19 protein-coding genes are annotated in these 20,534 nt (G+C 57.7%); 7 read left to right on the top strand and 12 right to left on the bottom strand.

Translation table 11 applies throughout. The features are described 5' to 3' along the window. The first annotated feature begins 135 nt into the window (after positions 1–135). The 6 genes from EXR70_19200 (at position 136) to EXR70_19175 (ending at position 5,735) form a co-directional block, all read left to right on the top strand. A complete protein-coding gene (locus tag EXR70_19200; protein MSP40620.1) occupies positions 136–741 on the top strand; it encodes a hypothetical protein in 606 nt (201 codons plus the stop codon). A gap of 73 nt (positions 742–814) precedes the next feature. Further along, positions 815–1,633, top strand: a complete 819-nt coding sequence (locus EXR70_19195) for a hypothetical protein (protein MSP40619.1) — start codon at positions 815–817, stop codon at positions 1,631–1,633. 15 nt (positions 1,634–1,648) lie between these two features. Next, positions 1,649–2,434 (top strand): molybdopterin-binding protein, encoded by a 786-nt coding sequence (locus tag EXR70_19190; GenBank protein ID MSP40618.1) that lies wholly within the window; start codon positions 1,649–1,651, stop codon positions 2,432–2,434. 157 nt (positions 2,435–2,591) lie between these two features. Further along, positions 2,592–3,500 carry a cobalamin-binding protein gene (locus tag EXR70_19185; GenBank protein ID MSP40617.1) on the top strand — a complete coding sequence of 303 codons (909 nt, stop codon included), beginning with the start codon at positions 2,592–2,594 and terminating at the stop codon, positions 3,498–3,500. 50 nt (positions 3,501–3,550) lie between these two features. Further along, a complete protein-coding gene (locus tag EXR70_19180) occupies positions 3,551–4,942 on the top strand; it encodes an MATE family efflux transporter (GenBank protein MSP40616.1) in 1,392 nt (463 codons plus the stop codon). A gap of 61 nt (positions 4,943–5,003) precedes the next feature. After that, positions 5,004–5,735, top strand: a complete 732-nt coding sequence (locus EXR70_19175; GenBank protein ID MSP40615.1) for an SDR family oxidoreductase — start codon at positions 5,004–5,006, stop codon at positions 5,733–5,735. A 193-nt stretch (positions 5,736–5,928) separates the two neighbouring features. Here the strand turns inward: EXR70_19175 and EXR70_19170 are convergent, their stop codons facing one another. The 11 genes from EXR70_19170 to EXR70_19120 all read right to left on the bottom strand — a co-directional run bounded on the left by EXR70_19170 (position 5,929) and on the right by EXR70_19120 (position 17,114). After that, a complete protein-coding gene (locus EXR70_19170) occupies positions 5,929–6,306 on the bottom strand; it encodes a prepilin-type N-terminal cleavage/methylation domain-containing protein (protein MSP40614.1) in 378 nt (125 codons plus the stop codon). A gap of 85 nt (positions 6,307–6,391) precedes the next feature. After that, complete coding sequence (locus EXR70_19165) at positions 6,392–7,480, bottom strand: cupin domain-containing protein (protein ID MSP40613.1); 1,089 nt, start codon at positions 7,478–7,480, stop codon at positions 6,392–6,394. A 16-nt stretch (positions 7,481–7,496) separates the two neighbouring features. Further along, positions 7,497–8,315: a hypothetical protein gene (locus EXR70_19160; protein ID MSP40612.1), complete on the bottom strand. Its 819-nt coding sequence runs from the start codon at positions 8,313–8,315 to the stop codon at positions 7,497–7,499. Between the two features lie 53 nt (positions 8,316–8,368). Then, the gene (locus EXR70_19155; GenBank protein ID MSP40611.1) at positions 8,369–9,085 is read right to left on the bottom strand and encodes a hypothetical protein; all 717 of its coding nucleotides are present in this window, start codon (positions 9,083–9,085) and stop codon (positions 8,369–8,371) included. A gap of 199 nt (positions 9,086–9,284) precedes the next feature. Then, positions 9,285–10,754 carry a hypothetical protein gene (locus tag EXR70_19150; GenBank protein MSP40610.1) on the bottom strand — a complete coding sequence of 490 codons (1,470 nt, stop codon included), beginning with the start codon at positions 10,752–10,754 and terminating at the stop codon, positions 9,285–9,287. A 162-nt stretch (positions 10,755–10,916) separates the two neighbouring features. Next, the gene (locus tag EXR70_19145; protein ID MSP40609.1) at positions 10,917–11,861 is read right to left on the bottom strand and encodes an ABC transporter substrate-binding protein; all 945 of its coding nucleotides are present in this window, start codon (positions 11,859–11,861) and stop codon (positions 10,917–10,919) included. A 34-nt stretch (positions 11,862–11,895) separates the two neighbouring features. Beyond that, on the bottom strand, positions 11,896–12,864 hold the full coding sequence (locus EXR70_19140; GenBank protein MSP40608.1) for an ABC transporter substrate-binding protein: 969 nt from the start codon (positions 12,862–12,864) through the stop codon (positions 11,896–11,898). A gap of 64 nt (positions 12,865–12,928) precedes the next feature. Next, positions 12,929–13,849 carry a dihydrodipicolinate synthase family protein gene (locus EXR70_19135; GenBank protein ID MSP40607.1) on the bottom strand — a complete coding sequence of 307 codons (921 nt, stop codon included), beginning with the start codon at positions 13,847–13,849 and terminating at the stop codon, positions 12,929–12,931. 192 nt (positions 13,850–14,041) lie between these two features. Beyond that, positions 14,042–14,818, bottom strand: a complete 777-nt coding sequence (locus EXR70_19130) for a hypothetical protein (GenBank protein MSP40606.1) — start codon at positions 14,816–14,818, stop codon at positions 14,042–14,044. Positions 14,819–14,829: 11 nt separating this feature from the next. Then, entirely contained in the window at positions 14,830–15,993 is a 1,164-nt protein-coding gene (locus tag EXR70_19125; GenBank protein MSP40605.1) for an ABC transporter substrate-binding protein, read from the bottom strand. 14 nt (positions 15,994–16,007) lie between these two features. Then, on the bottom strand, positions 16,008–17,114 hold the full coding sequence (locus EXR70_19120; GenBank protein MSP40604.1) for an FAD-binding oxidoreductase: 1,107 nt from the start codon (positions 17,112–17,114) through the stop codon (positions 16,008–16,010). A 148-nt stretch (positions 17,115–17,262) separates the two neighbouring features. Between EXR70_19120 and EXR70_19115 the strand changes: the two genes are divergently transcribed. Next, entirely contained in the window at positions 17,263–19,098 is a 1,836-nt protein-coding gene (locus tag EXR70_19115; GenBank protein ID MSP40603.1) for a VWA domain-containing protein, read from the top strand. A 52-nt stretch (positions 19,099–19,150) separates the two neighbouring features. On the opposite strand, the gene EXR70_19110 is transcribed toward EXR70_19115, so the two are convergent. Continuing rightward, positions 19,151–20,335, bottom strand: coding sequence for a hypothetical protein (locus EXR70_19110; protein ID MSP40602.1), 1,185 nt, complete (start codon positions 20,333–20,335; stop codon positions 19,151–19,153). Between the last annotated feature and the right edge of the window lie 199 nt (positions 20,336–20,534).

The raw sequence follows: 20,534 nt of genomic DNA, 5'->3' as shown, positions 1-20,534 counted from the left end.
CGGCCTCAACCACGGTGATCTCGCTGCGATATACTCGTTGAATTATGTCTAGTCGTTTCTCGTCTTTCATTGTCAGGGTTGTCATCCTTCCACCCTGACATAATTACGTTGCCGTTAACCCCTGACATAATCACTTTGCTACAACACGGCATGGGCTCCAAAGGCAACGCCAACTTTTTTGCCAATTTTTATATCATGCTCAATTTCGGCTCGCTGCTCTTGCAACTCTTCGTCACGCCAAGAATTCAAAACAAAATCGGCGTCGCCGGCGGCCTGATGATTTTACCCTTCGCCTTGATCGGCGGTGCCGGTTTCGCCAGCACCGCGGCCACCGCGTTTAGCTTGGCGGTGCTGCGCGTCACCGAAGGCGGCCTGCGCTCGTCGGTGCACCGGTCAATTTGGGAGCAAGCGTTCATCCCGGTGGAGGCCGGCGAACGCTCGCTGGTAAAAATCGCCGTCGACGGCATCGGCGCACGCGTCGCCGAGGGGCTCGCCGCGTTGGGGCTTTATCTATGGGTGCAGAAAGTCGCGCCGGGCGGCCACGCAAACGGCCCGCTGGACACCAGTTGGATGGCCTGGCTGACTTTGGCGATGGTGATATTCTGGTTGTCTGCCACTCAGCGGCTGCGGGCCCAAGGACAACCCAAACCAACTAAGGCCAATGCCGAAGCCGAACTCGACTGCGTGCGCTTTCCCGATCAATGTCCGTGCACGACGGAACTCGGCAAGGGCGTCGCCTAAGTTGCATCCTTTCGCGGCCAGCGGTCATCTAAATCCCGTAAGTCCTATCTCCAAAAACAAAAGGCAGGCTCCAATGTCCACAAATCCGCTCGTCTATCGCCACAATCGCATCACCCGCCTAACTCATTGGGCCAATGCGCTGGCGCTGATGATCTTGTTGATGTCCGGCCTGATGATCTTCAACGCTCATCCGCATCTGTACTGGGGCCACACTTCCGAACCGGACAAAGCGCTGCTGACGATTGGCTCCAGTGAAAAAAATGGCGAAGCGCGCGGCTATGTGGAAGTGCTGGGCAAACAGGTCGACACCACCGGCGTCCTCGGCGTGCAGCGGACCGCCACCGGCGTAACCGAGCGCGCGTTTCCCAGTTGGCTGACTGTGCCGGGTTATTATTCGCTGGCCGGGGCGCGCCGCTGGCATTTCTTTTTCGGCTGGCTGTTCGCCATCAACGGCTTTCTCTACATCCTCTACAACCTCGCCGTCGGCCATATGAAAAAGTTTTTGCTGACACCCCGCGACGCCGCGAAGATCCCAGCGATGATCGCTGACTATATGAAGCTGCGCAAAACTTCGCCTCAAGAAGGCGAATACAATCCGCTGCAAAAAATGGCTTACACCAGCGTCTTCGTCATGCTCGCACCGTTGATTTTGCTCTCGGGCATGGCGATGTCGCCGCAATTGAACGTCGCTTTTAACTGGATGCCGGCGCTGTTCACCGGCCGCCAGTCGGCGCGCACGATCCATTTTCTGCTCGCCTTCGGCATTCTCTCCTTCGTCGGCGGCCACGTCTTCATGGTCATCACCCAAGGATTTTTCAACAACATGCGCTCGATGATCACCGGCTGGTACAAAGAAAAAGTTCCCGGCCACGACGCCAACCCGGCGAAGTAAGCTCTGGAGAAACAAATGGCAAAGCTCAACGCCGCGTTTTCCCGCCGCAACCTTTTACTCGGCGCGCTGCAAGGCGCCGGTCTGCTGTGGCTCACCGGCTGTGAGAAGGCCTTCAACGCGCTCAGCCGCAACGACAAGGTCAACTCGCTGCTCGCTTCCGCCGAAAAAGCCAACCGCCGCGTGCAGCGACTCTTGGCGAGCCGCGGCAAGCTCGCCCAAGAGTTTAGCGAAAAAGATATCTCGGCGAAATTTCGCAGCAACGGCAATCCGCCGCCGATCACCGTCGACTACGCGACATTGGCGGGGAACCAATTCAACGACTGGAAGCTTGAAGTAAAAGGGCTAGTGCGGCAGCCGGCGAGTTTCGCCCTCGCCGATTTAAAAAACCTGCCGTCACGCACCCAGATCACCCGGCACGACTGCGTCGAAGGCTGGAGTGCCATCGCCAAATGGAAAGGCGTGCGCCTGGAAGAAATCGTCAAAAAAGTGCAGCCCACCGCGGACGCCAAGTATGTGGTCTTTCGCTGCATGGATGCCGATAGCGACGGCAGCAATTATTACGAAAGCATTGACTTGATCGACGCCGTCCATCCGCAAACTATTTTAGCTTACGAAATGAACGACAAACCGCTGCCGGTAGCCAACGGCGCGCCCCTGCGCCTGCGGGTCGAAAACCAGTTGGGCTACAAGCAAGCCAAATACATTCAGAGTTTGGAATTCGTCGCCAGCTTCGAAAAAATCGCCGACGGCAAAGGCGGCTACTGGCCCGACCAAGGTTACGAATGGTACGCGGGGATCTGAGCCGAACAGGCGATTGAATATTTTTTTGCGGCTTTTGCGTTCCTTGCGGCCAATCCTCCGACTCCGAATTATCCCTCTGTGATCTCTGTGCCCTCTGTGGTGAATCTCTTCGCCGCCTTGGTTGCGGCTCAGCACCACATCAGCTAATCATCTACCCATGCGCATCTGCTCCCTGCTTCCTGGCGCCACAGAAATTGCCTACGCTCTCGGCCTCGGCGATCAGATCGTCGGCGTCACTCATGAATGCGACTTCCCCGCCGAGGCCAAACAAAAATCCGTCATGGTCCACAGCGCCATCGACGCCCAACACATGAGCACCAGCGAAATCGATTGCAAGGTCGGCGAACTTCTCGCTGCCGGCACCGGCCTTTACACGATTGACGCCCAGGCCTTCGACGCCGCCGCCCCCGACATCATTCTCACTCAGGGGCTATGCGAAGTTTGCGCCCTCGATTACAACCAAGTGGTCCAAGCGGCAGAGCGTTTAACGCACCCGGCAAAAGTTATTTCGCTCAATCCGCGCAGCTTGAACGATATACTCGACGACATCACCACGGTCGGCGCCGCCACCGAACGCCAATCGGCGGCGGCGGCATTGGTTGAAAACTTGCGCCAACGTATCGAACGAGTCGGCGCGCGCGAGCCCGACAAACGACCGCGAGTGGTTTGTCTCGAGTGGTTCGAACCGCTCTACAGCGCCGGCCATTGGGTGCCGGAGATGGTCGCCTTGGCCGGCGGCGTCGACGTCATCGGCCGCGCCGGCGAGCCGTCGGCAAAAATCGAGTGGAATCAAATTGTCGACGCCCAGCCGGAAGTTGTTTTGCTCATGCCTTGCGGCTTCGATGTCCGGCGCACGATCAAAGAAGCGACGCCGCTCCGTGCCCTGCCCGGCTGGAGCGATCTTCCCGCGGTGAAAAACGCCAACGTCTTCGCGCTTAACGGCAACGCCTACTTCAGCCGCCCCGGACCGCGCCTGGTCAACGGTCTGGAAATGCTAGCGCGGATCATCCATCCCGACACCGTCACGTGGACCATCGCGCCCAGCGATGCCAGACAGATGAACTGAATCAATGCAGATTGCAGAATGAAAAATGCATAATGCAAAATTAGTAACGACTGCGATCATCGCGCTCCGACTCGGCCATTCTGCAATCTCCATTATGCATTTTGCATTTTGAGTTAATCCCCGTGTCGCGCTCTCATCTCCGCGAAATTCTCGCGCTCGGCCTGCCGGCCATACTCGCGCAGGCGAGCCTGCCAATATTGAACATCAGCGAGACCGCGATGATCGGCCGTTTGGGCGCTGAAGCGCTTGCGGCGCGTGCGATTGGCGCGGCGATCATCGGCAGCGTCTACTGGGTCTTCGCATTTTTGACTTTCGGCACGACCACGCTGATCGGTCTTCATTTCGGCGCCGGCGACAAAAAAAGCTGCGGTCAAACTTATCTCCACGCGCTCTTTCTCGCGCTCGTCGGCGGACTCGCCGTCGCCGCCGCCGGCAACATGTTTGCCGAATCGTTGTATCGCTGGCTCGGCGCGGAAAACGCCGTCGTTGCGGCTGGCGCAGGCTATTTTCGTCTTTATATCGCCAGCGCGCCGGCGACGCTGATGGTTTACTGCTCCGTCGGTTTTCTGCGCGGCATTCAAAATACCCGAACTCCGCTCGCGATCGCCTTCGTCACCACAGCCATCCAGCTCGTCCTCGACTATGGACTGATCTACGGCCATTTCGGGTTACCCATTTTAGGGCTTAGCGGCGCCGCCGCGGCGGCCTGTTTCGCCCAGCTGTGCGGCGCGATGATTTATCTCACGCTCTTTCTGACCTCGGAGCACAATGCCGAATACCGCGCCGTCCCATGGCGCATCACCCGCGCTGGATTACGGCCGCTGTTTCGCATCGGCCAAGATCTCGCCATCCGCACCGGCGCCTTACGCTTGTCGCTAGTGTTCGCCACCAGTAGCGCCGCGCGCATGGGCGCGGCGACGCTCTCGGCCTATGAAATTATTTTTCAACTTTTCATGCTCTGCTCCGATGTCATCGACGGCCTGGCCATCGCCGGCCAGGCGTTGACCGCGAAATTTTTGGGCGAGGGACAAGTGAAATCGGCCAACCGCATGGGCGTGACGTTGACGCTGGCGGGATTGGCGACCGGTATGCTCTTCGCGCTCGGGTTTCTAACCGCTTGGCAATTCATCGTCGATTTTTTCACCGGTAGCGCCGAAGTCATCGCGCTACTCACGGTAAAAATCATGTTACTGGTCTGCTTGTTCCAACCGCTCAACGGCATAGTCTTCGTTCTCGACGGCCTGCTCATCGGCGCCCGCGACACCCGCTATCTCATGTGGGCCATGCTGGCCGGCGGCCTCTGCCTATTTCTGCCGATCGCCTGGGCGGCGGGGCAATACAATTGGGGCTTGATGGGCATCGTCAGCGCCATCGGCGCGCTCATGTTGACGCGCTTGGCGACCAATCTGTTTCGCTTCCTCGGTCGAAAATGGGCGAGCTGAGTTGACCCGCGGCGATTTCTAATGATAGCGTCAACTAAAATCTAACCAAAGCGAGGGCAACATGAGCAAGACAATTCTCGTCACCGGCGGCGCCGGCGGCATCTGCTCGGATATCTGCCGCAGCATGGCGGCCGACGGATTGAACGTGGTAATTGCGGACTTTGCCAAAGACGGCGCCGACAAGGTCGCCGCCGAGATCAACGCGGCCAAAGGCAACGCCATCGCCGTCCAGGTCGACGTCGGCGATCCGGCCAGCGTCGCCGCGATGATGCAAAGCGCTATCGCCAAGTATGGCCAGGTCGACTACATCTTCTGCGGCGCCGGCGTCATGGATCGCGTCGCCATCATCGACATGCCGGAGGCGATGTGGGACCGCTTGATGCGGATCAATTTGAAAGGCGTTTTTCTGTGCGCCCAAGCGGCGGCCAAACATATGATCCCGCGCGGCGAAGGGCGGATCATGAGCATCGCATCGGGACGCGGCGTCGCCGGCCAGGCGCGCTCGGCCCATTACGCGGCGTCGAAAGCCGGGGTTATCGCGTTCACCAAATCCCTCGCCATGGAGCTTGCGCCCAACAATATCACTGTCAACTGCGTTTGCCCCGGCGCCACCGACACGCCGATGTCGCGCATCGGCTTCACCGACGAAGCGTTTAAGAAGCGCGAAGAAATCCCGCCGCTGATGGACGGTCTGACGCATAAATTCGAGATCGTCGGCTTGGTCCGCTACATGCTGTCCGACGCGGCAAAATATATTACCGGGCAAACCTACTTCCTGCGCACGGCAAAGTAGCCGGCGGCGGGCGGAGCACGCGGCGACGAAGCATCCCGCGATGATTCAAAAACTTGGTGGTTGCGTTTTTCTCGGAAGAAGATTACACCGCGGAGGCACGGAGATCACAGAGTGCGGAGTATTTTAATCACAAATCCCTACTCCGCGCCCTCCGCGCCTCTGCGGTGCCATAAGACCCAAAATGTCTGCGGCGTCAGTTGATCAGTCCGGTGGCACTATCGAAGGTAAAACTTGCCTGGGTTCCCGCGGCGCGGGCGGCATTGAGATTGTAGCTCGACGGTGAAGTGACCGTGATCGTCAACGTCACCGAAGCGGTGTTGCGGTAACCGACCAAGAGGATCGACGATAACGACGCGGGATACTCGAGATTTTCGCCGTAGTAACTCTCCATCGCCATGGCCGCGTTTCGCAGCTCGCCGCGCATCGACGAATCGATGGCGCGGCGGCGGTGATTGTTGAATTCCTGGATCGAGATGGCGGCCAATGAGCCGATCACCGCCATGGCGATCAACAGTTCAAGTAGGGTCATGCCCGCGTTTGATTTTAACTGCTTCAACTTTTCCGCTCTCATGATCCGGCGCTATACTGCGAAGCCGCTCATTTTAAAAATATTACCATAAGACTTCGCCCCAGGGGTAGTAAAAAATCTCATTCAACTACGCCGCGAACATCGGCATGCGCGCCTCGGCGCCGCTTTTTTTGCACTCACCGAGAAAGATGTTGTGAATCTCCGGATTCTGATCTTGGTACTCAATCTGCGCGCCGCCGTTCTTAACGTCTTCGCCGGTATCCTTGAGATCTTCGACTTTGAATTTGAATCCCCAGGGCTTGAGCGCCAGATAGCGCGCCGGTTCGGCGCCGGAATTGAAATGTTGGTGCCACCACTGCATCGGCGGCGTGAACATGCTCATGCGGCCCCACTCGACGCGCCGCTTCGTGCCATATTCGCCGTCCGGCCATAGGTAAGAATAACCCGATCCGGTGAGCATGACGATATGCGCACCGGCGCCGTGGCGATGGGCCTTTTTGTATTTGCCGATTGGAAACTCGGAGATGTGCGCGCTCATCGTGTTATCGACGAATTCAAAAAGCGTCGTGCGATTGTCGCCGCCGCGCTCTTTGTAATCCTTCGGCTCGAAGGCCCATAGATCGGATATGAAATTGGACTCCCATACCCGGCCACGCTTGATCTCCGGACCCAAGTAGCGCCCGCCGGCGCCGTTCCACGCATCCGCGCCGCCTTCGTAGCGATCGCCAAAAACGAAATTGTTTTTAAAAATGTAATCGAGATTGCGGTAACGATTGATCACCACCGGCGCATCGGTCAGGGAAATCAAGCGCACCGGCTCGCTGCCTTGGGCGTTGAAATGCTGATGCCAGGTATTGAGCGGCGTCGAGAACAGACTGCCCTTTTGCCATTCCAGAGTATGTTTCTTGCCGCCGTCGTTCCAGATCGTCGTCGCCCCTTGACCGGAAAGAATGAACACCGCTTTCTCGTACATATGGCGCTGCGGCTTCAACTGACCGCCGGGTGGAATTTCCTCCACCATCGTGTCGCACATGCCGCCGGCGCCGTCTTGATTGACGAAGGCCGCCTTGCCCCCGCTGCGCTGCCAGTCGCCGAGCTTCAACGCCAAGAGATCTTCGACGATGAAGCCTTTGTGCACCGGGATCTCTTCCCACTCTTGGTAAATTTCGTAGGGACTCTTGGCGGAATATGCCGATGCTTCGTTTAAGTTTTTCATACTCTCATCATCCTCGTTAATTTATTTTTTCCAAGTAGAAGCCCAAGGCGCCGCGATAAGCGCGATCGATCGCCATGGATTCCCGCGCCCCTTCCAGAACCCGCTCGGCGTCGTCGGCGGTTTTGACGTAGCGCTCGAACATTTCGGAAATGTTGTCCGAATGGTCCATGTCTGCGGCCACGTGCACGTCGAGGGAGATCATTTTTTTCAAACTGATACCCAGCTCGTTTTCGAACTTCTTGCCGACCCGAAACGACATGCCGCCGCCTTTGACGATCTTGCCGTTGTTGCGCCGCTCGAGCATATGCGAAGCGGCATAAGCGCTGAGCCAGTGGCCGCGCATGGCGATATGATGCCAAGCGTGAAAGCAGGCCTGCACCATCGCCGGCACTTGAACGTTCTCGAAATCCTCGCGCTTGAGGCCGATCACTTCGCCTTGCTTTACGGTCAGGTTAAAGTGGTCCATGCCGACGCGCGGATCGTTGATCAGCTCGTCGCTCTCATGTTCCCAGATCACCCGCTTCACTTCGAGGGGCGCGCCGCCTTGGACATAGCCCCAACAGTCGCGCCGGTTGCTAGTGTACAGCGCGTTCTGGACGACATAGAAGCGGCCGCGGTCTAGAGTAAGCGGCACGTTGAGAAAACTTGTGAATTCGATACTGCTAAATTGGTCGTTGACCATCTGGTCCAACTGGCCGCACAAATCCTTCACTAAACCCATGGTTCCTCCAAAATTATTTTTGCCTAGCAGTGGGCTGAAAAGCCTCTCGGAGTCCTTCGACCGGCTCAGGACGAACGGATCAGAGTTTGAAATCACTGAGAAAAATTCGTTCATGCTGAGCTTGTCGAAGCATGTTCCGCTTTTTTCAGTAGCCTGCTAGAGCCGGGCTACGGCAACGCTTCCAACATTTCGGCCAAATGGCCGCGGTAGACGCGATCGATCACTAAACTTTCCCGCGCGCCGCTGAGAATCTCCCGCCGCGCCGATTCCGTGGTGGCATATTTACGCGCCACTTGCATGAGCAGGTGCGCATGCTCGACATCCATCACGACATGCTCGGCGTTGTTGATCTGTTGTTTCATCGGAATGCCGAGATCGCGCTGAAAAATTTCTCCGATGCGGCGCGACAACGAGCCGCCTTGGATCAATTCCCCCGAGTTGCGCATTTCGAGAATCGCCGAAGCGGCGATCGCTTCGAGCCACGAGCGCTGCGCCAAACGAATCCAAGCGCTGAAACAAACCTCGCCGCCTTCGAGCCGCGCCGTGGTCTCGAACGCTTCCGCCTTGAGGCCGAACACTTCGCCCTCTTTCACCGCCAGGGTAATGTGATCGACCTTACCTTGAGCCTTCTGACCGATCAACTCGTCTTCTTCATGGCGCCAAACCATTTGCTTGATATCGAGGGGCGCCGAACCTTGCACGTAGCCCCAGCAGTCGCGCCGGTTCTGCACGTAATAGGCCATCTGGATCGAATACTGCTGCGCCCGCTTCTGGCTAAACTTCGTGCCGAGCATGCGGGCAAACTGCGGCGACGCAAACTGCGCGTTGCACAGCCGTACCAACTCTTCCCACATCGCTTCCAAACTTAACGAACCATCCGCCATATTTTCAGCTCCGAATCTTGCGCTCTATGATCTCTGTGCGCTCTGTGGTGAATCATCTTAACCCGAGAATCTCACACCATCCACCGTCATCTAAGTGACTAAAGCCACCTACAGTTTTTAACACATGCAAGTTTGCACTGTCCAACCACCGGTCAATCTTTCTCCGATGTAAAGCACCCTTCCCATTCCTTGGAAGAGCTCACACACCGAAAGCCAAACTCTTAATCACCACCGGCACGAAACCTTCCTCGGCAACGACTTCGCCGACATCGATAAAATCCAACTCCGACAAGGTCACCTCGTCGATGCACGGCATGTTCCATTTCGCCGATAACATACCGCCGACCACTTGACCGACGTTTTGGCCAAACACCAGCGCCACAGGCCGATCGTCCGCGGCAAGTTGGCTGAAGGCGCGGTCGATACCTTTCGCCATGTCTTGAACGGAGCCGTAACCGACAAATGCCGGCGTCGCGAACGCCAGTGCGAACGGCGTACCGCGCACTTCTGGATCGCGCGCGCCAAGAGTTTTGCTAACCGCCCCGGTGACGCGCTCGGCCACCGGCGCTTGCCAGTCGGCGTGCACGACGAAAACCCGCAGATTGCGCACCGGCAGTTTCATGCTCGGTGGAACGAAGATCGTTTCACCGCTCAACTGCACGGTATATTGCGAAGCGCCGATCACCGTGGCGCGAATGCCTTCGCCGGCGTCGAGAATATTCCAGTCATGCTGATCGGCGATGCGACGAATCTCCCGGCCGAGATAAGGCCCGAGATCGCCGAACGACATCGTTTCCCGGCCGTAAATATATTCCGACACGCCGCCGGAAAAGAGCACGCCGGCGATCTTCGGCAACGGCCCCAAGCCCGCGCCCACATAAAAATCATCCCAAGGCGAATCGCCGCCGGTAACCGCGGCGAACAGCGCCTCGGCCATGCGGCGGGCCAACTGGCGGCGCAGATCTTCATCCAATTTTGTGCCCAAACCCAAATTTTTTCCCAGCGCGGCGAGAAAGCGTCGCCCGCCGGTTTCCAAACGGATAATTTCATCGGCGCCGTTGTAGGCGACCAAACGTGCGCCGATGTTGAGCGCCGTGGTGGCGAGAATTTTGCCGTTCTCGATGACGCTAATCTTGGTCGTACCGCCGCCGATATCGATGTTGAGCAGCGCGCCGCCATGCGCACGGCTCTCCAACACCGCGCCCGAGCCATGCGCCGCCATAATCGTCTCCAACGTCGGCCCCGCGGTGGCGCAAACGAATTTGCCGCTCTCGTCGGCGAACAGCTCGGCGATCTTCGCCGCGTTGTCGCGCCGCGCCGCCTCGCCGGTGATGATCACCGCGCCGGTGTCGATGTCGGTGCGTGACAGACCCGCTTCTTGAAACGTCGCATCCACGAGTTCGCGCAGCGGCTCGGCCTCGATATTCCAGTCGCCGGAAAACGGCGTCAGTAAAATCGGCGAACGCGCGATAACATGGCGTTCGAGCACCATCGGTTTGCGTTGCAACACCGACGGATAACCGATCAACAAACGCGAAAACATCAAGTGCGAAGTCGACGAGCCGATATCGATGCCGACGCTGGTCAAATGCGTATGCGGACCCACGGCGCCTTCGTGATCGTGGCCATGATCGCCGTGGCCGCCATGTTCATGTGTGGTGATCGCCATTTAAAAAGTCTTTCCTAGTTTCCTTTTCCACTCTTACTTCCTCTCCCTCTGGGAGAGGATAGGGGTGAGGGCGCATTCGGCGTAAAGGCTCTTGTAGAGGCGACCGGCGGTCGCCCTTGCCCTCACCCTGCCCTCTCCCAATGGGCGAGGGTTAAGAAATCGTCAACTCGTTTCATCGATAGACGCGAACAAATCGCTCAACGTCACCGGCTTCGCCAACAGCCCTTGCTCGCCGGCGAACCGCACGATCGTGTGCAAAACCTTCTCGTTGTTTTTAATGCCGAACTTCCACGGATCGGCACCCATCACCGCCTGCTGCTCCTCCCACACCTGGCGATTCCAGACGAAGTTGGAATACGTCGCATCGGCATCGTCGCGTAGCGCAAGATTTTTCGCCGCCACGCAAGCGTCGAACATTTCCTGCGCCGCCTCCGGATATTTTTCCAAATACCCCGCGTGAAACGTAATCGCGTGGCTGGTCGGAAAAATCCCGGTGCGTTTGAAAAAGTCTTGCTCGACCGCTTTGGAATCGACGAACAGCCGGCGCCAGCCTTTCTCGTCGGGAAAATCCGGCACGATGATGGCGTCGAACTCGCCCTTGAGCATGCGCCCCGCCAACGACTCTTCACTCGCCACGACATCGAGCCGCGTGCCCGCTGGCAGGGTGACATCGACTTTATTTTTGTGCGGCATGATCCAATGAATGTCCTGCGCCTTGACGCCGTACTCGTCGCTCAAAATTCCGCGCGCCCACAACCCCGCCGTGTTGAGCCAGCTGGGGATGCCGACTTTTTTGCCCTTCAATTGTGCCGCTTCTTTGAGCGGCGAATTCTCCGGCACGAAAATGTAGGACTGGCGAAACTTACGGTTGGGAAACACCGGGATCGCCATGAACGGCGCGCCGCGGCTCTTCAATGCCAGATACATGGCGAGGGAGAATTCGCCGGCGTCGAACTTGCCCGCCATGAACGCGTCATGGCCTTCGCCGTCGTTCTCGAAGGCGAGCGCATTGAGTTCGAAGTTTTTCAGCTTCACCCGGCCATCGCAAAGCGCCTTGGCGCGCAGGTGATAGCCGGCGGCGAGAGAAAGAGTCGGTTGATCTGCCATGGTAAGATCCTTTCGTCGGTGGATGCCGGACAAACTATTTCAAATTGCGCAGCAGCGAGAAATCGAACATGTCATTGGCTGACACCGGCTTGGACAATTCACCGCGCTGAAAGATACCGTCAAGATATTTTTGCATCTGCTCGTCGCGCATGATCATCGAATCGATGATCACGCCGGCGATGTCGTCATAGGATTCCGTCGCGTTGGCGAGGCTGACGTTGAAGTTCTTGACGATGTAATTGACCACCCCCGGCTTGTCGCGCCGGATCGCCGCGATCACGTCGCGCATGGAGCGCAACACGTTGCGCGCCTGCTCGGGCTGTTTTTCCAATTTATTTTTGTTGGCAACTAAACCGAGCCAAGGCGAATCGATCAATTGCCGGCTGCGCACCAGAATGCGAAAGCCCTTCTCGGCGACGATGCCGGTGAACGGCGGACTCAACACCGCGCCATTGACCACGCCTTGCTGCAAAGAAGTCAGACTGACGGTGGTGCTGCCGGTTTGAATGAAGGTAACCTTCTTGGGATCGGCGCCGGCGATTTCCAAGAGTTGCGAGCCGAAGCGATGGCTGTCCGAACCGATGCGCGACACGGCAACTTTCTTGCCCTCCAGCTCTTTAGCATTGGCAATGTTGGGCGCGCTTGCCAAGGAGAACAGCGGCGCTTTGTAAAGCACCGCGACGCCCTTGAGCGGGGCGCCGTTGGCCACCGGAAATGTCGCCGGCCCGATCGCCGGCGTGTAGTCGATCTCGTTGGAAACCACGCCGGCCATTTGCAAGTCGCTGCGCATCTGGATCAACTCGACGCTGAGATTATGCTTCTCGAAGATCCGCGTTTCCTTGGCGTAGTAAAACGGCAGAAACACCACATTGCGCACCGACAAGGCGATGCGCACGCGCTCCTGCGCCGCCACTGGCCACGCGATCAGCGAATTCACAATGAACGCGACAACCAAAGTCACATCGCGCCGCCAATTTTTCTGACTAAGTTTCGTAATCACCAAAAGTCTCTCCTAAAGATCTTACCCTCGCCCATTCCGATGGGAGAGGGAAGGGTGAGGGTCCTAATTAAGCGCTCCGCGCCGGCGCGCCGATAATTTTCAATTCGCTGAACAAATCGCGCAGTTCATCGTAGGCTTCGCGGCTGAGCGGTTTGGAGGGCCAGCGCGGATACATTTTTACGTCGAAGCCGCGCAGCCGCATCGCTTCGCAATAAATTGTCCTGCCGAACGGACCGGCGAGACGCAAGAATAGATCGTGAATGCGAATGACATCCTTCTGCAAAGCCAGCGCCCGCGCCGCGTCGCCGGCATCGATGGCGCGCACCAGCTCGACGCCGATCTCCGGCGTCACCGCCAGCGGTGGGCTGATGGTACCGGCGACGCCGACAGACATAGCCGAAACCAAATTGCTCGCCAAGGCGTAGGGCGCGAAGGGCGCCTTGACCAGTTTCATGTACGCCATCGCTTCATCAACGCTGCCCATGGCCAACTTGGCGCCGAAAATGTTTGGCACCGCTTCGACCAAACGCGCCATGAACGCCGGATGAATGTTGTAACCGGAATAGCGCGGGTTGTTGTAGATCAACATCGGCATGCCGACGGCGCGGTCGACCATTTTCAAATGCTCGACGATCTCATACTCCGAACGATCGGCGTAATAATACGGCCCAACGTGACCGACCGCTTCGGCGCCGATCGCTTTCGCATGCTTGCCCAAATCGATCGCGGTGTAGGGATCGACCGCGCCGATATGAACTACCACCGGCACGCGATGCTTCACCTGCTCGACGACGATCTCGGCGACGCGCTTGCGCTCAGGCGCACTCAGCGCCGCGCCTTGACCGTAGGAACCAAGAATGAAAAATGCCTGCACGCCGCAGGCGACGAACCAATCGGTCAACTCGCGCATCAGTTTTTCATCGACACTACCGTCGTCGCGAAACACCGTCGGACTGGGCAACACCACGCCTCGAACTTGTTCCATCATATAAACCTCCGAAATGAATTGACAAAATTTATTTCACCACGAAGGACACGAAGAGCACGAAGGTCGGAATATTATTCTTCCGAAACCTTCGTGTCCGGAGCCTGTGGTGAGTCGCGTCGAACCATGCCTTCGTGGTGAATAATTTTCTTCACATCACTCCACAACTCCAACACATCATCACTCCAATCTCCCCTACCCCCGCTCCGCCTCTTCCAACGCCGCCCGCAACATCGCGCCGTGCAAATCCACTGAAGTCATGGCACAGTATTCCAAGCCGTAAGTCGGACGCTCGTCGGCCATGCCGGTTTCAAGCAAGCGCTGGAGCGCCATGCGGTTGAAACTCGCGTGGCCCATCACGCCTTCTTCATGTTCTTCCAAGTCCGCTTCCACATGGGTCGCGAAATAAGTCGCTTTGGCGCGGTCGAAGCCGTAGTGCGTCGTCAGCGCCTTGTAACAAGCCGCCGACCAGTGGCCAATCTGCTCTTCGGTGGTCACCGCGGCGTACCATTCGGCAGCCGAGCCCTCGTAAACCACGCCGCGCATGAAATCGATCTTGCCGCGAAACTCCGACAGCATCGACGAAGCAAAGACTTCATCTTCGCTCAAGCCCAAAGCTTTGGCGGTTTCCATCATGACGAGAAAATGGCCCGGCGGCTTGGGATGAATAAATTCATCGGCGATCTTCTCGCCCAGCGGCCCCATCAGATCGCGGTTAACTTTCAAGAATGTAATGTTCTTGTGATAGGTGCAGGCGGTCAGCGTGTTGATTTCAATGGTATAGGCGCCCCAGTTGCGAAAAAATAATTGTAAAGTCTTGAGCGGCAATTTGCCCGCCATCAACTGCTGCATGAACGGCTTCTGATTGACCCGCTCCTCCCAGCGCTGGCGAACTTGAGTGTACAGTCCGTCGACGATCGCCTTGGCCTGTTGAGTCGAATATTTTTTACCCCGTTCGATAGTCATCGCCATGATTCACCTCGTTAACGAATTTTCAATTCCTTCTGCACTTCGCGCAGCAGCGTGAAGTCGCGCACCTCGTCCACCGGCTTCTTTTTCTCGGTGAGCAGATCCCATTCTTGATCGGTGATCTCGCCGTTACGGCTGAGCGACAACGACAAAATATCGTAGGAGCGCTCCGCCACTTCCGGCTTTTGCTCCAAGTAACGAATCATTTGCGCCACCGTTTCTTTGCGGTTATCGAAAACAAAACGGTGCGCTTTCATCAAGGCGCGCACGGCGCGCTTCACATGCTGGGGATTTTGTTGCAGCAAGCGGCTGGCCACGGCGATACCGGAAGTCGGCAGCGCCATTTCGACATCCTTCGGTCCGGCCAAGGCGCGAAAGCCTTCTGCTTGGAGGCTCAGATCGAAGGGCGACGACACTGCGATGGCGTCGACCACACCGGCGCGCAAGGCTTGGGCGCGCACCGGCGCCTCGCCGACGGCCACCGGCTTCATGATGTTGGGCGAAAAGCCGCGTCCGCGAACCATCTCTTCGGCGGCGCGCTGGTCCGAACCGAACAAGGTCGCCACGCCGAGCTTCTTGCCGACCAGTTCGCGGAGCTCTTTTATTTCCGGCCGCACGATCAAAAAATGTTCCGACTTGCGCACCGATACGGCGACGAACTTGATCGGAAAGCCGCCGATGACGCCGCGCAACGTCGTCCCGAAGGTCGTGGTGAAATCGATGTCGCCATTGAGCAGCGCCGTGGCGCCGAGCCGGGGATTGATTTGGATCATCTCCACGTCCATCCCCTCCTCGGCGAAGAATCCTTTGGTCAAAGCGATCTGAAAGGGCGCAATCGAATTGCTCCGGCTCGAATAGGAGAAGCGCAACTTGGTCGGCTGGGCGCCATGGACCGCAGCGGCGCACACTAGAGAAATAAGAACCATCAACAAAACTGAACAACCCTCGGCTTTAAGTCGAGGGATTCTGAATTCGTCGACTAAAAGTCGACTCTCCGTTCCGTCATTCCGGCGCAGGCCGGAATCCAGGTTTTTTTTGGCACTGCACCAAAAGTGTAGATGGATGCCGGCCTTCGCCGGCATGACAAAACCTTTCTTCGCCTGAAGCTTGTCCTGAACGCCGATGAAGGGGCGAGGGATTTCAACCATTTCCGAACGGGGCATTAATCTGCGCATCATTTCACCGACCCTCCTCACGCGAATCGTTCCGGCGTGAACGGGGCGGATTTTTTTCCCGGACCGCCAAGCAGAAGTTCCGCCGCCAATTCGCCCACCGCCGCGCTGGTGGTCATACCGTGCCCGCCCAGTCCAACGACCCAGAAAAAATTTTCGATGTGCGAATCCCAACCGATGACGAAGCGGCCATCCGGCGTTAGCGTGCGCATGCCGGCCCAGCCGCGGCTGATGCTGACACCGCTTAGCGCCGGCATGAAGCGTTCGATTTTTTCCGCCAACATTTCTTTGACGCTGTCGTCCACAGGCGCATCGCCGGGCGCCAATTCTGTTTGATCGCACGCGCAGAGCAACAACCCTTCGCCTTCCGGGCGAAAATAAATGTCATGGGTTACGTCCCAGACAAACGGCCACGCGCGATCGACCCAATCCATCGGCGGCGAGACGAACAGATGGCGCCGGCAAGGTTTGAGCGGCAGCGCTTTGGCGCCGGCCAATTCGGCAATGACATTGGCCCAAGCGCCACTGGCGTTGACCAGTACCTTGGCCTTAATTATTTCTTTGCCGGTGGTCAATTCCAACATGCCATCCACTGACTGCACCGATTGAACCGCGCGGTTGTAACGAATCTGCGCGCCCTTCGTAGCGGCGTATTTCAAATAACCAGAAAGCAAGGCGTGAATATCGACGATACCATCGGTGCCGCACCAAGCCGCGCCTTCGAACTCCGCTTGCTGCAACACCGGCACCCGGCGTTTGGCTTGCTCCGGCGTCCACAGCTCCATCTCAATGCCGGCGTTCAAGCCCACTTCGGCGTCACGCTGAAGTTTCTTCCAACCGGCGCCGCTACCGAGCAACAGGGAGCCGTTTTGTTTGAACGGCACCGGCTCCGGCCAGTCGCTCGGCAAATGACGGATAAAGTTCGCGCCTGCACGAGCCAATTTAGTCAAATCCGGTTCCGACACGCACTGGCGCAGCATCGCCGCGTTGCGCCCCGAGGAATGAAATCCCGGAATGCTCTCTTGCTCCAACAGCAAAATATTGCCGACGCCGCGCCGGGCGAGATGGTAAGCGGTGGCGGCGCCGGCAAAACCGGCGCCAATAATGACGTAATCAAAGGTGTTCATGACGTTGAGTTCACATCAACATTTATATGAAGTCTCGGACAAATCCAAAGGGGTGGCGCGATACCGCATCGAACTCCTCGCACACCCGGACTGAAGCGCCGGTTTTTCGGTTTGACAGATGTCCAAACTGCGCTATAGTCACTGACACATGAGAGTCCACCGCTACACCGAATGGGACGGCACACAGCAGGTTCTCTTCCCGACCACCAACGATTTACTCAATCAGCTGTCCGACCATTTGCTCGAAGAAGAAGGGGTCCGGCGCGCGCTTCGCGACCTGATGCGGCGCGGCTTTACCTCCGAAGATGGCCAACGCTCGGTCAAGGGCATGCGCGACTTTCTGCGCCAAGCCGATGAAAAGCGCCGCGAACTGCTCAATAAATACTCGCCCGAGTCTTTCAAGCTGACGCCCGAAGAACAGCAGGCGATGAGCGAAAAGCTCGCCAAGCTCGCCGAGAAAATGGAAGCCTACAACGAACAGATGCGCAACTTCATGGAGCGCATGTCGGGCAAATTCTCGGACCGCATGGACGAGATGAACCAGAAAATGTCGGAGGCTTATCAGCGCTATCAAGAATTGCAGCAACGGCTGCAAAATCAGATCAAAGAGCGCGGCATGCAGCAGGGCCAGCCCAACATGAGCGGGCAGCAGAATCCCCAATCGTTGATGGACATGCTCGACCGCATGAGCGAGCTGTTGAACGACGAGAATTTCTTGAACAGCCTGCCGAGCATGATGGACAACGCCATCAACAACCTCGAAAGCATGTTGGAAAACATGAGCAACATGAGCGAGGAACAGCTGCAGCAGATGAGCGACATGATGAATCAGATGCAGCAGTTGGAACAGCTGATGAATCAGTTCCCGTTCCAAGGCTCGCAGCGCATGGGCACGGGCGAAGCCGGCCAGATTCTCAGTCAATTGCGCGGTCTGGAAAAATTTCTCCGCTGGGGCCAGCGCGGCATGGGCGATCCATCGGAATTGAATCTCGACGAACTGCGCGAATTGCTCGGCGACGAAGCCTACGAAAATTTGAAATACTTGCAGAACGTCGAACAGATGCTCGAAGAAGAAGGCTACATCATGCGCGGCGGCCACGGCCTCAAGCTGACCGCCAAGGGCATGCGCAAGATCGCCGACAAGGCGCTGCGCGAGATTTTTCACATGCTCAACAAAAGCCGCTCGGGCAACCACAACACATCGGCGCGCGGCTCCCAGGGCGAGCACTTGGAGGAGACCAAGCTTTACGAATACGGCGACCCGATGAACATCAACATCAGCGAAACCGTAATGAACGCCCTGGAGAAACGCAAGCCTGGCGAGCCGCTGAGAATCCATCCCGACGACTTCTCGGTCAACCGCGTCGAGTATTCGACGGTCAGTGAAACCGCCCTGTTGATCGATGTCAGCTATTCCATGTTGATGAACGACGCGCTGCACGCCGGCAAAAAAGTCGCCCTGGCGCTGCATCGATTGATTCAAACCAAGTATCCCCAGGACACCTTGCACCTGGTGGCGTTTCGCTCCAACGCCAAACTAATCCAAGCCGAAGACTTGCCGTCCATCGTATCGCTGACCTATTTCATGGAACACGGCACCGACATCAAAGAAGCGCTGCGTTTCGCGCGCAATTTGCTCGGCAACAATAGTCGCGCCGCCAACCGGCAAATTATTTTAATTACCGACGGCGAACCGACGGCGGCGACCCTCGACCGCGGCGGCAGACTGCACAGCGGCTGGGGCTCGGCGATGCTGCACGGCCGCATCGTCCACGAGACGTTGAAAGAAGTGAAGCGCTGCACCCAGAGCGGCATCAAGATCAATACGTTCATGCTGGGCGCCGATTATTACCGCCAAGGGTTCGTCGACCAGCTCTCGCGCATGAACACCGGCCGGGTCTTCTACACCACCCCAGACCAGATGGGCAACTACATCATGGTCGATTATCTCAACAACAAACGCAAAAGGGTCAGGGGAACCTAATTGGAGTGATGGTCCGGATTCCGGCCCAATACTCCAATATTCCATCGCTCGATTACTCCGATTCTGTGATCAGCGCCAACACACCCGTATAGGCGAACAAATGATTGGCTCTCCCGAGCGGCGCGAGTTCGTAGCCGCCGAACATGCCGATCAAAGGGAAATCGCCGAGCGCCTGCTTGATGTACGCGGAATCGATGCCGGGGATGCCGTAGAGCGAACTGCCCCGCGCGCAGCAGTTGAAATAAAAGCCGAAGGCCGGCTTGCGGCCGCCGAGATTGTCCTTTTGCCGTTGCAGCATCTGACTCAAATCTTCGCGCGCGCGCTGGCCGTCGCGCATAGCGAAGATCATCGACTCGCCTTCGCTGACCTCTTCGGACACGCCGAGAATCCCTTTGTCGGGATCGATGCCGATGATGTTGCGCACCAAGTATTTTCCCGCCGCCACGCTGTTGACCAAGCGGTCCGCCGGCAGACCGACGAATAAAACCATCAGCGCCCGGCGCAGATCCTCGGCGAGCGGTCCCTTGAGCACGCTGGCGAACACCTCCAGCGCCGGCCGCTCGTCGATCTCATAAATATAATTTCGCGTCGCCTTGGTAATCACCATGGGCTCGGTGATCGGTTGGCAGCCTTGAGTGATTTCGATGTGGCTGTGAAACGCGCCGCTAAAGTGCACGCCGGCCACGGCGTTGTTGACTACACCCGCGCTGCCCAGTTGATAGGTCGACTGGGCCAAACCGCTTTCCGAAGCGCCCGCGCCGACCACGGGAGTAAAGCCGCGCTCGTCGTGCAACGCTTCTAAAAGCCGCTGCGCCTGGCCGTTGTAGGTATCGGGAAACAGCGCCGTCAGCGCGCCCGGCGCGGGGCTCGGTGCCATAAGACTCGCCAGCTCGGCGCCGAGTTGGTTCTCCCGTTGATGCAAAGGTTTGAAGAGAAACGGCCGGCATTCAAACTGATCGGAACTTATCGCTAAGACAGCTAAGCCATGGCCGCCCTCGATTTCACCAGCGGAAGTCAGCATGCCGGAAGTGCTGCAACCGGCGATGCGCTCGGTGCCGGCGCGCCGGGCCAACGCTTTGGCCAACTCCCGTTCGGGGGCGGCGTGTTCGACGCTAAAAAAAACCACCGCAGCATCGGCTTGCGCCGATCCCGCTTGCGCCAACGCCAGGTCGAGAGCTTCCTCAACCGCCTGAGCCGTGGACGCGCGACTTGATTGCCCAACTCCAGCGCGAATCATGATGGGCCACTATAAAGTTGCCGGCAGCGCGCGGTCAAGCGCTAACTTCACGTGTGTTGTAGCAAAGTGATTATGTCAGGGGTTAACGGCAACGTAATTATGTCAGGGTGGAAGGATGACAACCCTGACAATGAAAGACGAGAAACGACTAGACGTAATTCAACGAGTATATCGCAGCGAGATCACCGTGGTTGAGGCC

Source organism: Deltaproteobacteria bacterium (assembly GCA_009692615.1).
Lineage (GTDB): Bacteria > Desulfobacterota > Binatia > UBA9968 > UBA9968 > DP-20.
Note: the sequence above shows the minus strand (reverse complement) of the source record. Positions and strands in the feature narration are given on the sequence as shown.

What these genes read in the sequence shown, in the direction of transcription:
- EXR70_19195 (MSP40619.1), top strand. Translation starts at nt 815, where the DNA reads ATGTCCACAAATCCGCTCGTCTATCGCCACAATCGCATCACCCGCCTA.
- EXR70_19190 (MSP40618.1), top strand. Translation starts at nt 1,649, where the DNA reads ATGGCAAAGCTCAACGCCGCGTTTTCCCGCCGCAACCTTTTACTCGGC.
- EXR70_19185 (MSP40617.1), top strand. Translation starts at nt 2,592, where the DNA reads ATGCGCATCTGCTCCCTGCTTCCTGGCGCCACAGAAATTGCCTACGCT.
- EXR70_19175 (MSP40615.1), top strand. Translation starts at nt 5,004, where the DNA reads ATGAGCAAGACAATTCTCGTCACCGGCGGCGCCGGCGGCATCTGCTCG.
- EXR70_19170 (MSP40614.1), bottom strand. Translation starts at nt 6,306, where the DNA reads ATGAGAGCGGAAAAGTTGAAGCAGTTAAAATCAAACGCGGGCATGACC.
- EXR70_19165 (MSP40613.1), bottom strand. Translation starts at nt 7,480, where the DNA reads ATGAAAAACTTAAACGAAGCATCGGCATATTCCGCCAAGAGTCCCTAC.
- EXR70_19160 (MSP40612.1), bottom strand. Translation starts at nt 8,315, where the DNA reads ATGAACGAATTTTTCTCAGTGATTTCAAACTCTGATCCGTTCGTCCTG.
- EXR70_19155 (MSP40611.1), bottom strand. Translation starts at nt 9,085, where the DNA reads ATGGCGGATGGTTCGTTAAGTTTGGAAGCGATGTGGGAAGAGTTGGTA.
- EXR70_19150 (MSP40610.1), bottom strand. Translation starts at nt 10,754, where the DNA reads ATGGCGATCACCACACATGAACATGGCGGCCACGGCGATCATGGCCAC.
- EXR70_19145 (MSP40609.1), bottom strand. Translation starts at nt 11,861, where the DNA reads ATGGCAGATCAACCGACTCTTTCTCTCGCCGCCGGCTATCACCTGCGC.
- EXR70_19135 (MSP40607.1), bottom strand. Translation starts at nt 13,849, where the DNA reads ATGATGGAACAAGTTCGAGGCGTGGTGTTGCCCAGTCCGACGGTGTTT.
- EXR70_19130 (MSP40606.1), bottom strand. Translation starts at nt 14,818, where the DNA reads ATGGCGATGACTATCGAACGGGGTAAAAAATATTCGACTCAACAGGCC.
- EXR70_19125 (MSP40605.1), bottom strand. Translation starts at nt 15,993, where the DNA reads ATGATGCGCAGATTAATGCCCCGTTCGGAAATGGTTGAAATCCCTCGC.
- EXR70_19120 (MSP40604.1), bottom strand. Translation starts at nt 17,114, where the DNA reads ATGAACACCTTTGATTACGTCATTATTGGCGCCGGTTTTGCCGGCGCC.
- EXR70_19115 (MSP40603.1), top strand. Translation starts at nt 17,263, where the DNA reads ATGAGAGTCCACCGCTACACCGAATGGGACGGCACACAGCAGGTTCTC.
- EXR70_19110 (MSP40602.1), bottom strand. Translation starts at nt 20,335, where the DNA reads ATGATTCGCGCTGGAGTTGGGCAATCAAGTCGCGCGTCCACGGCTCAG.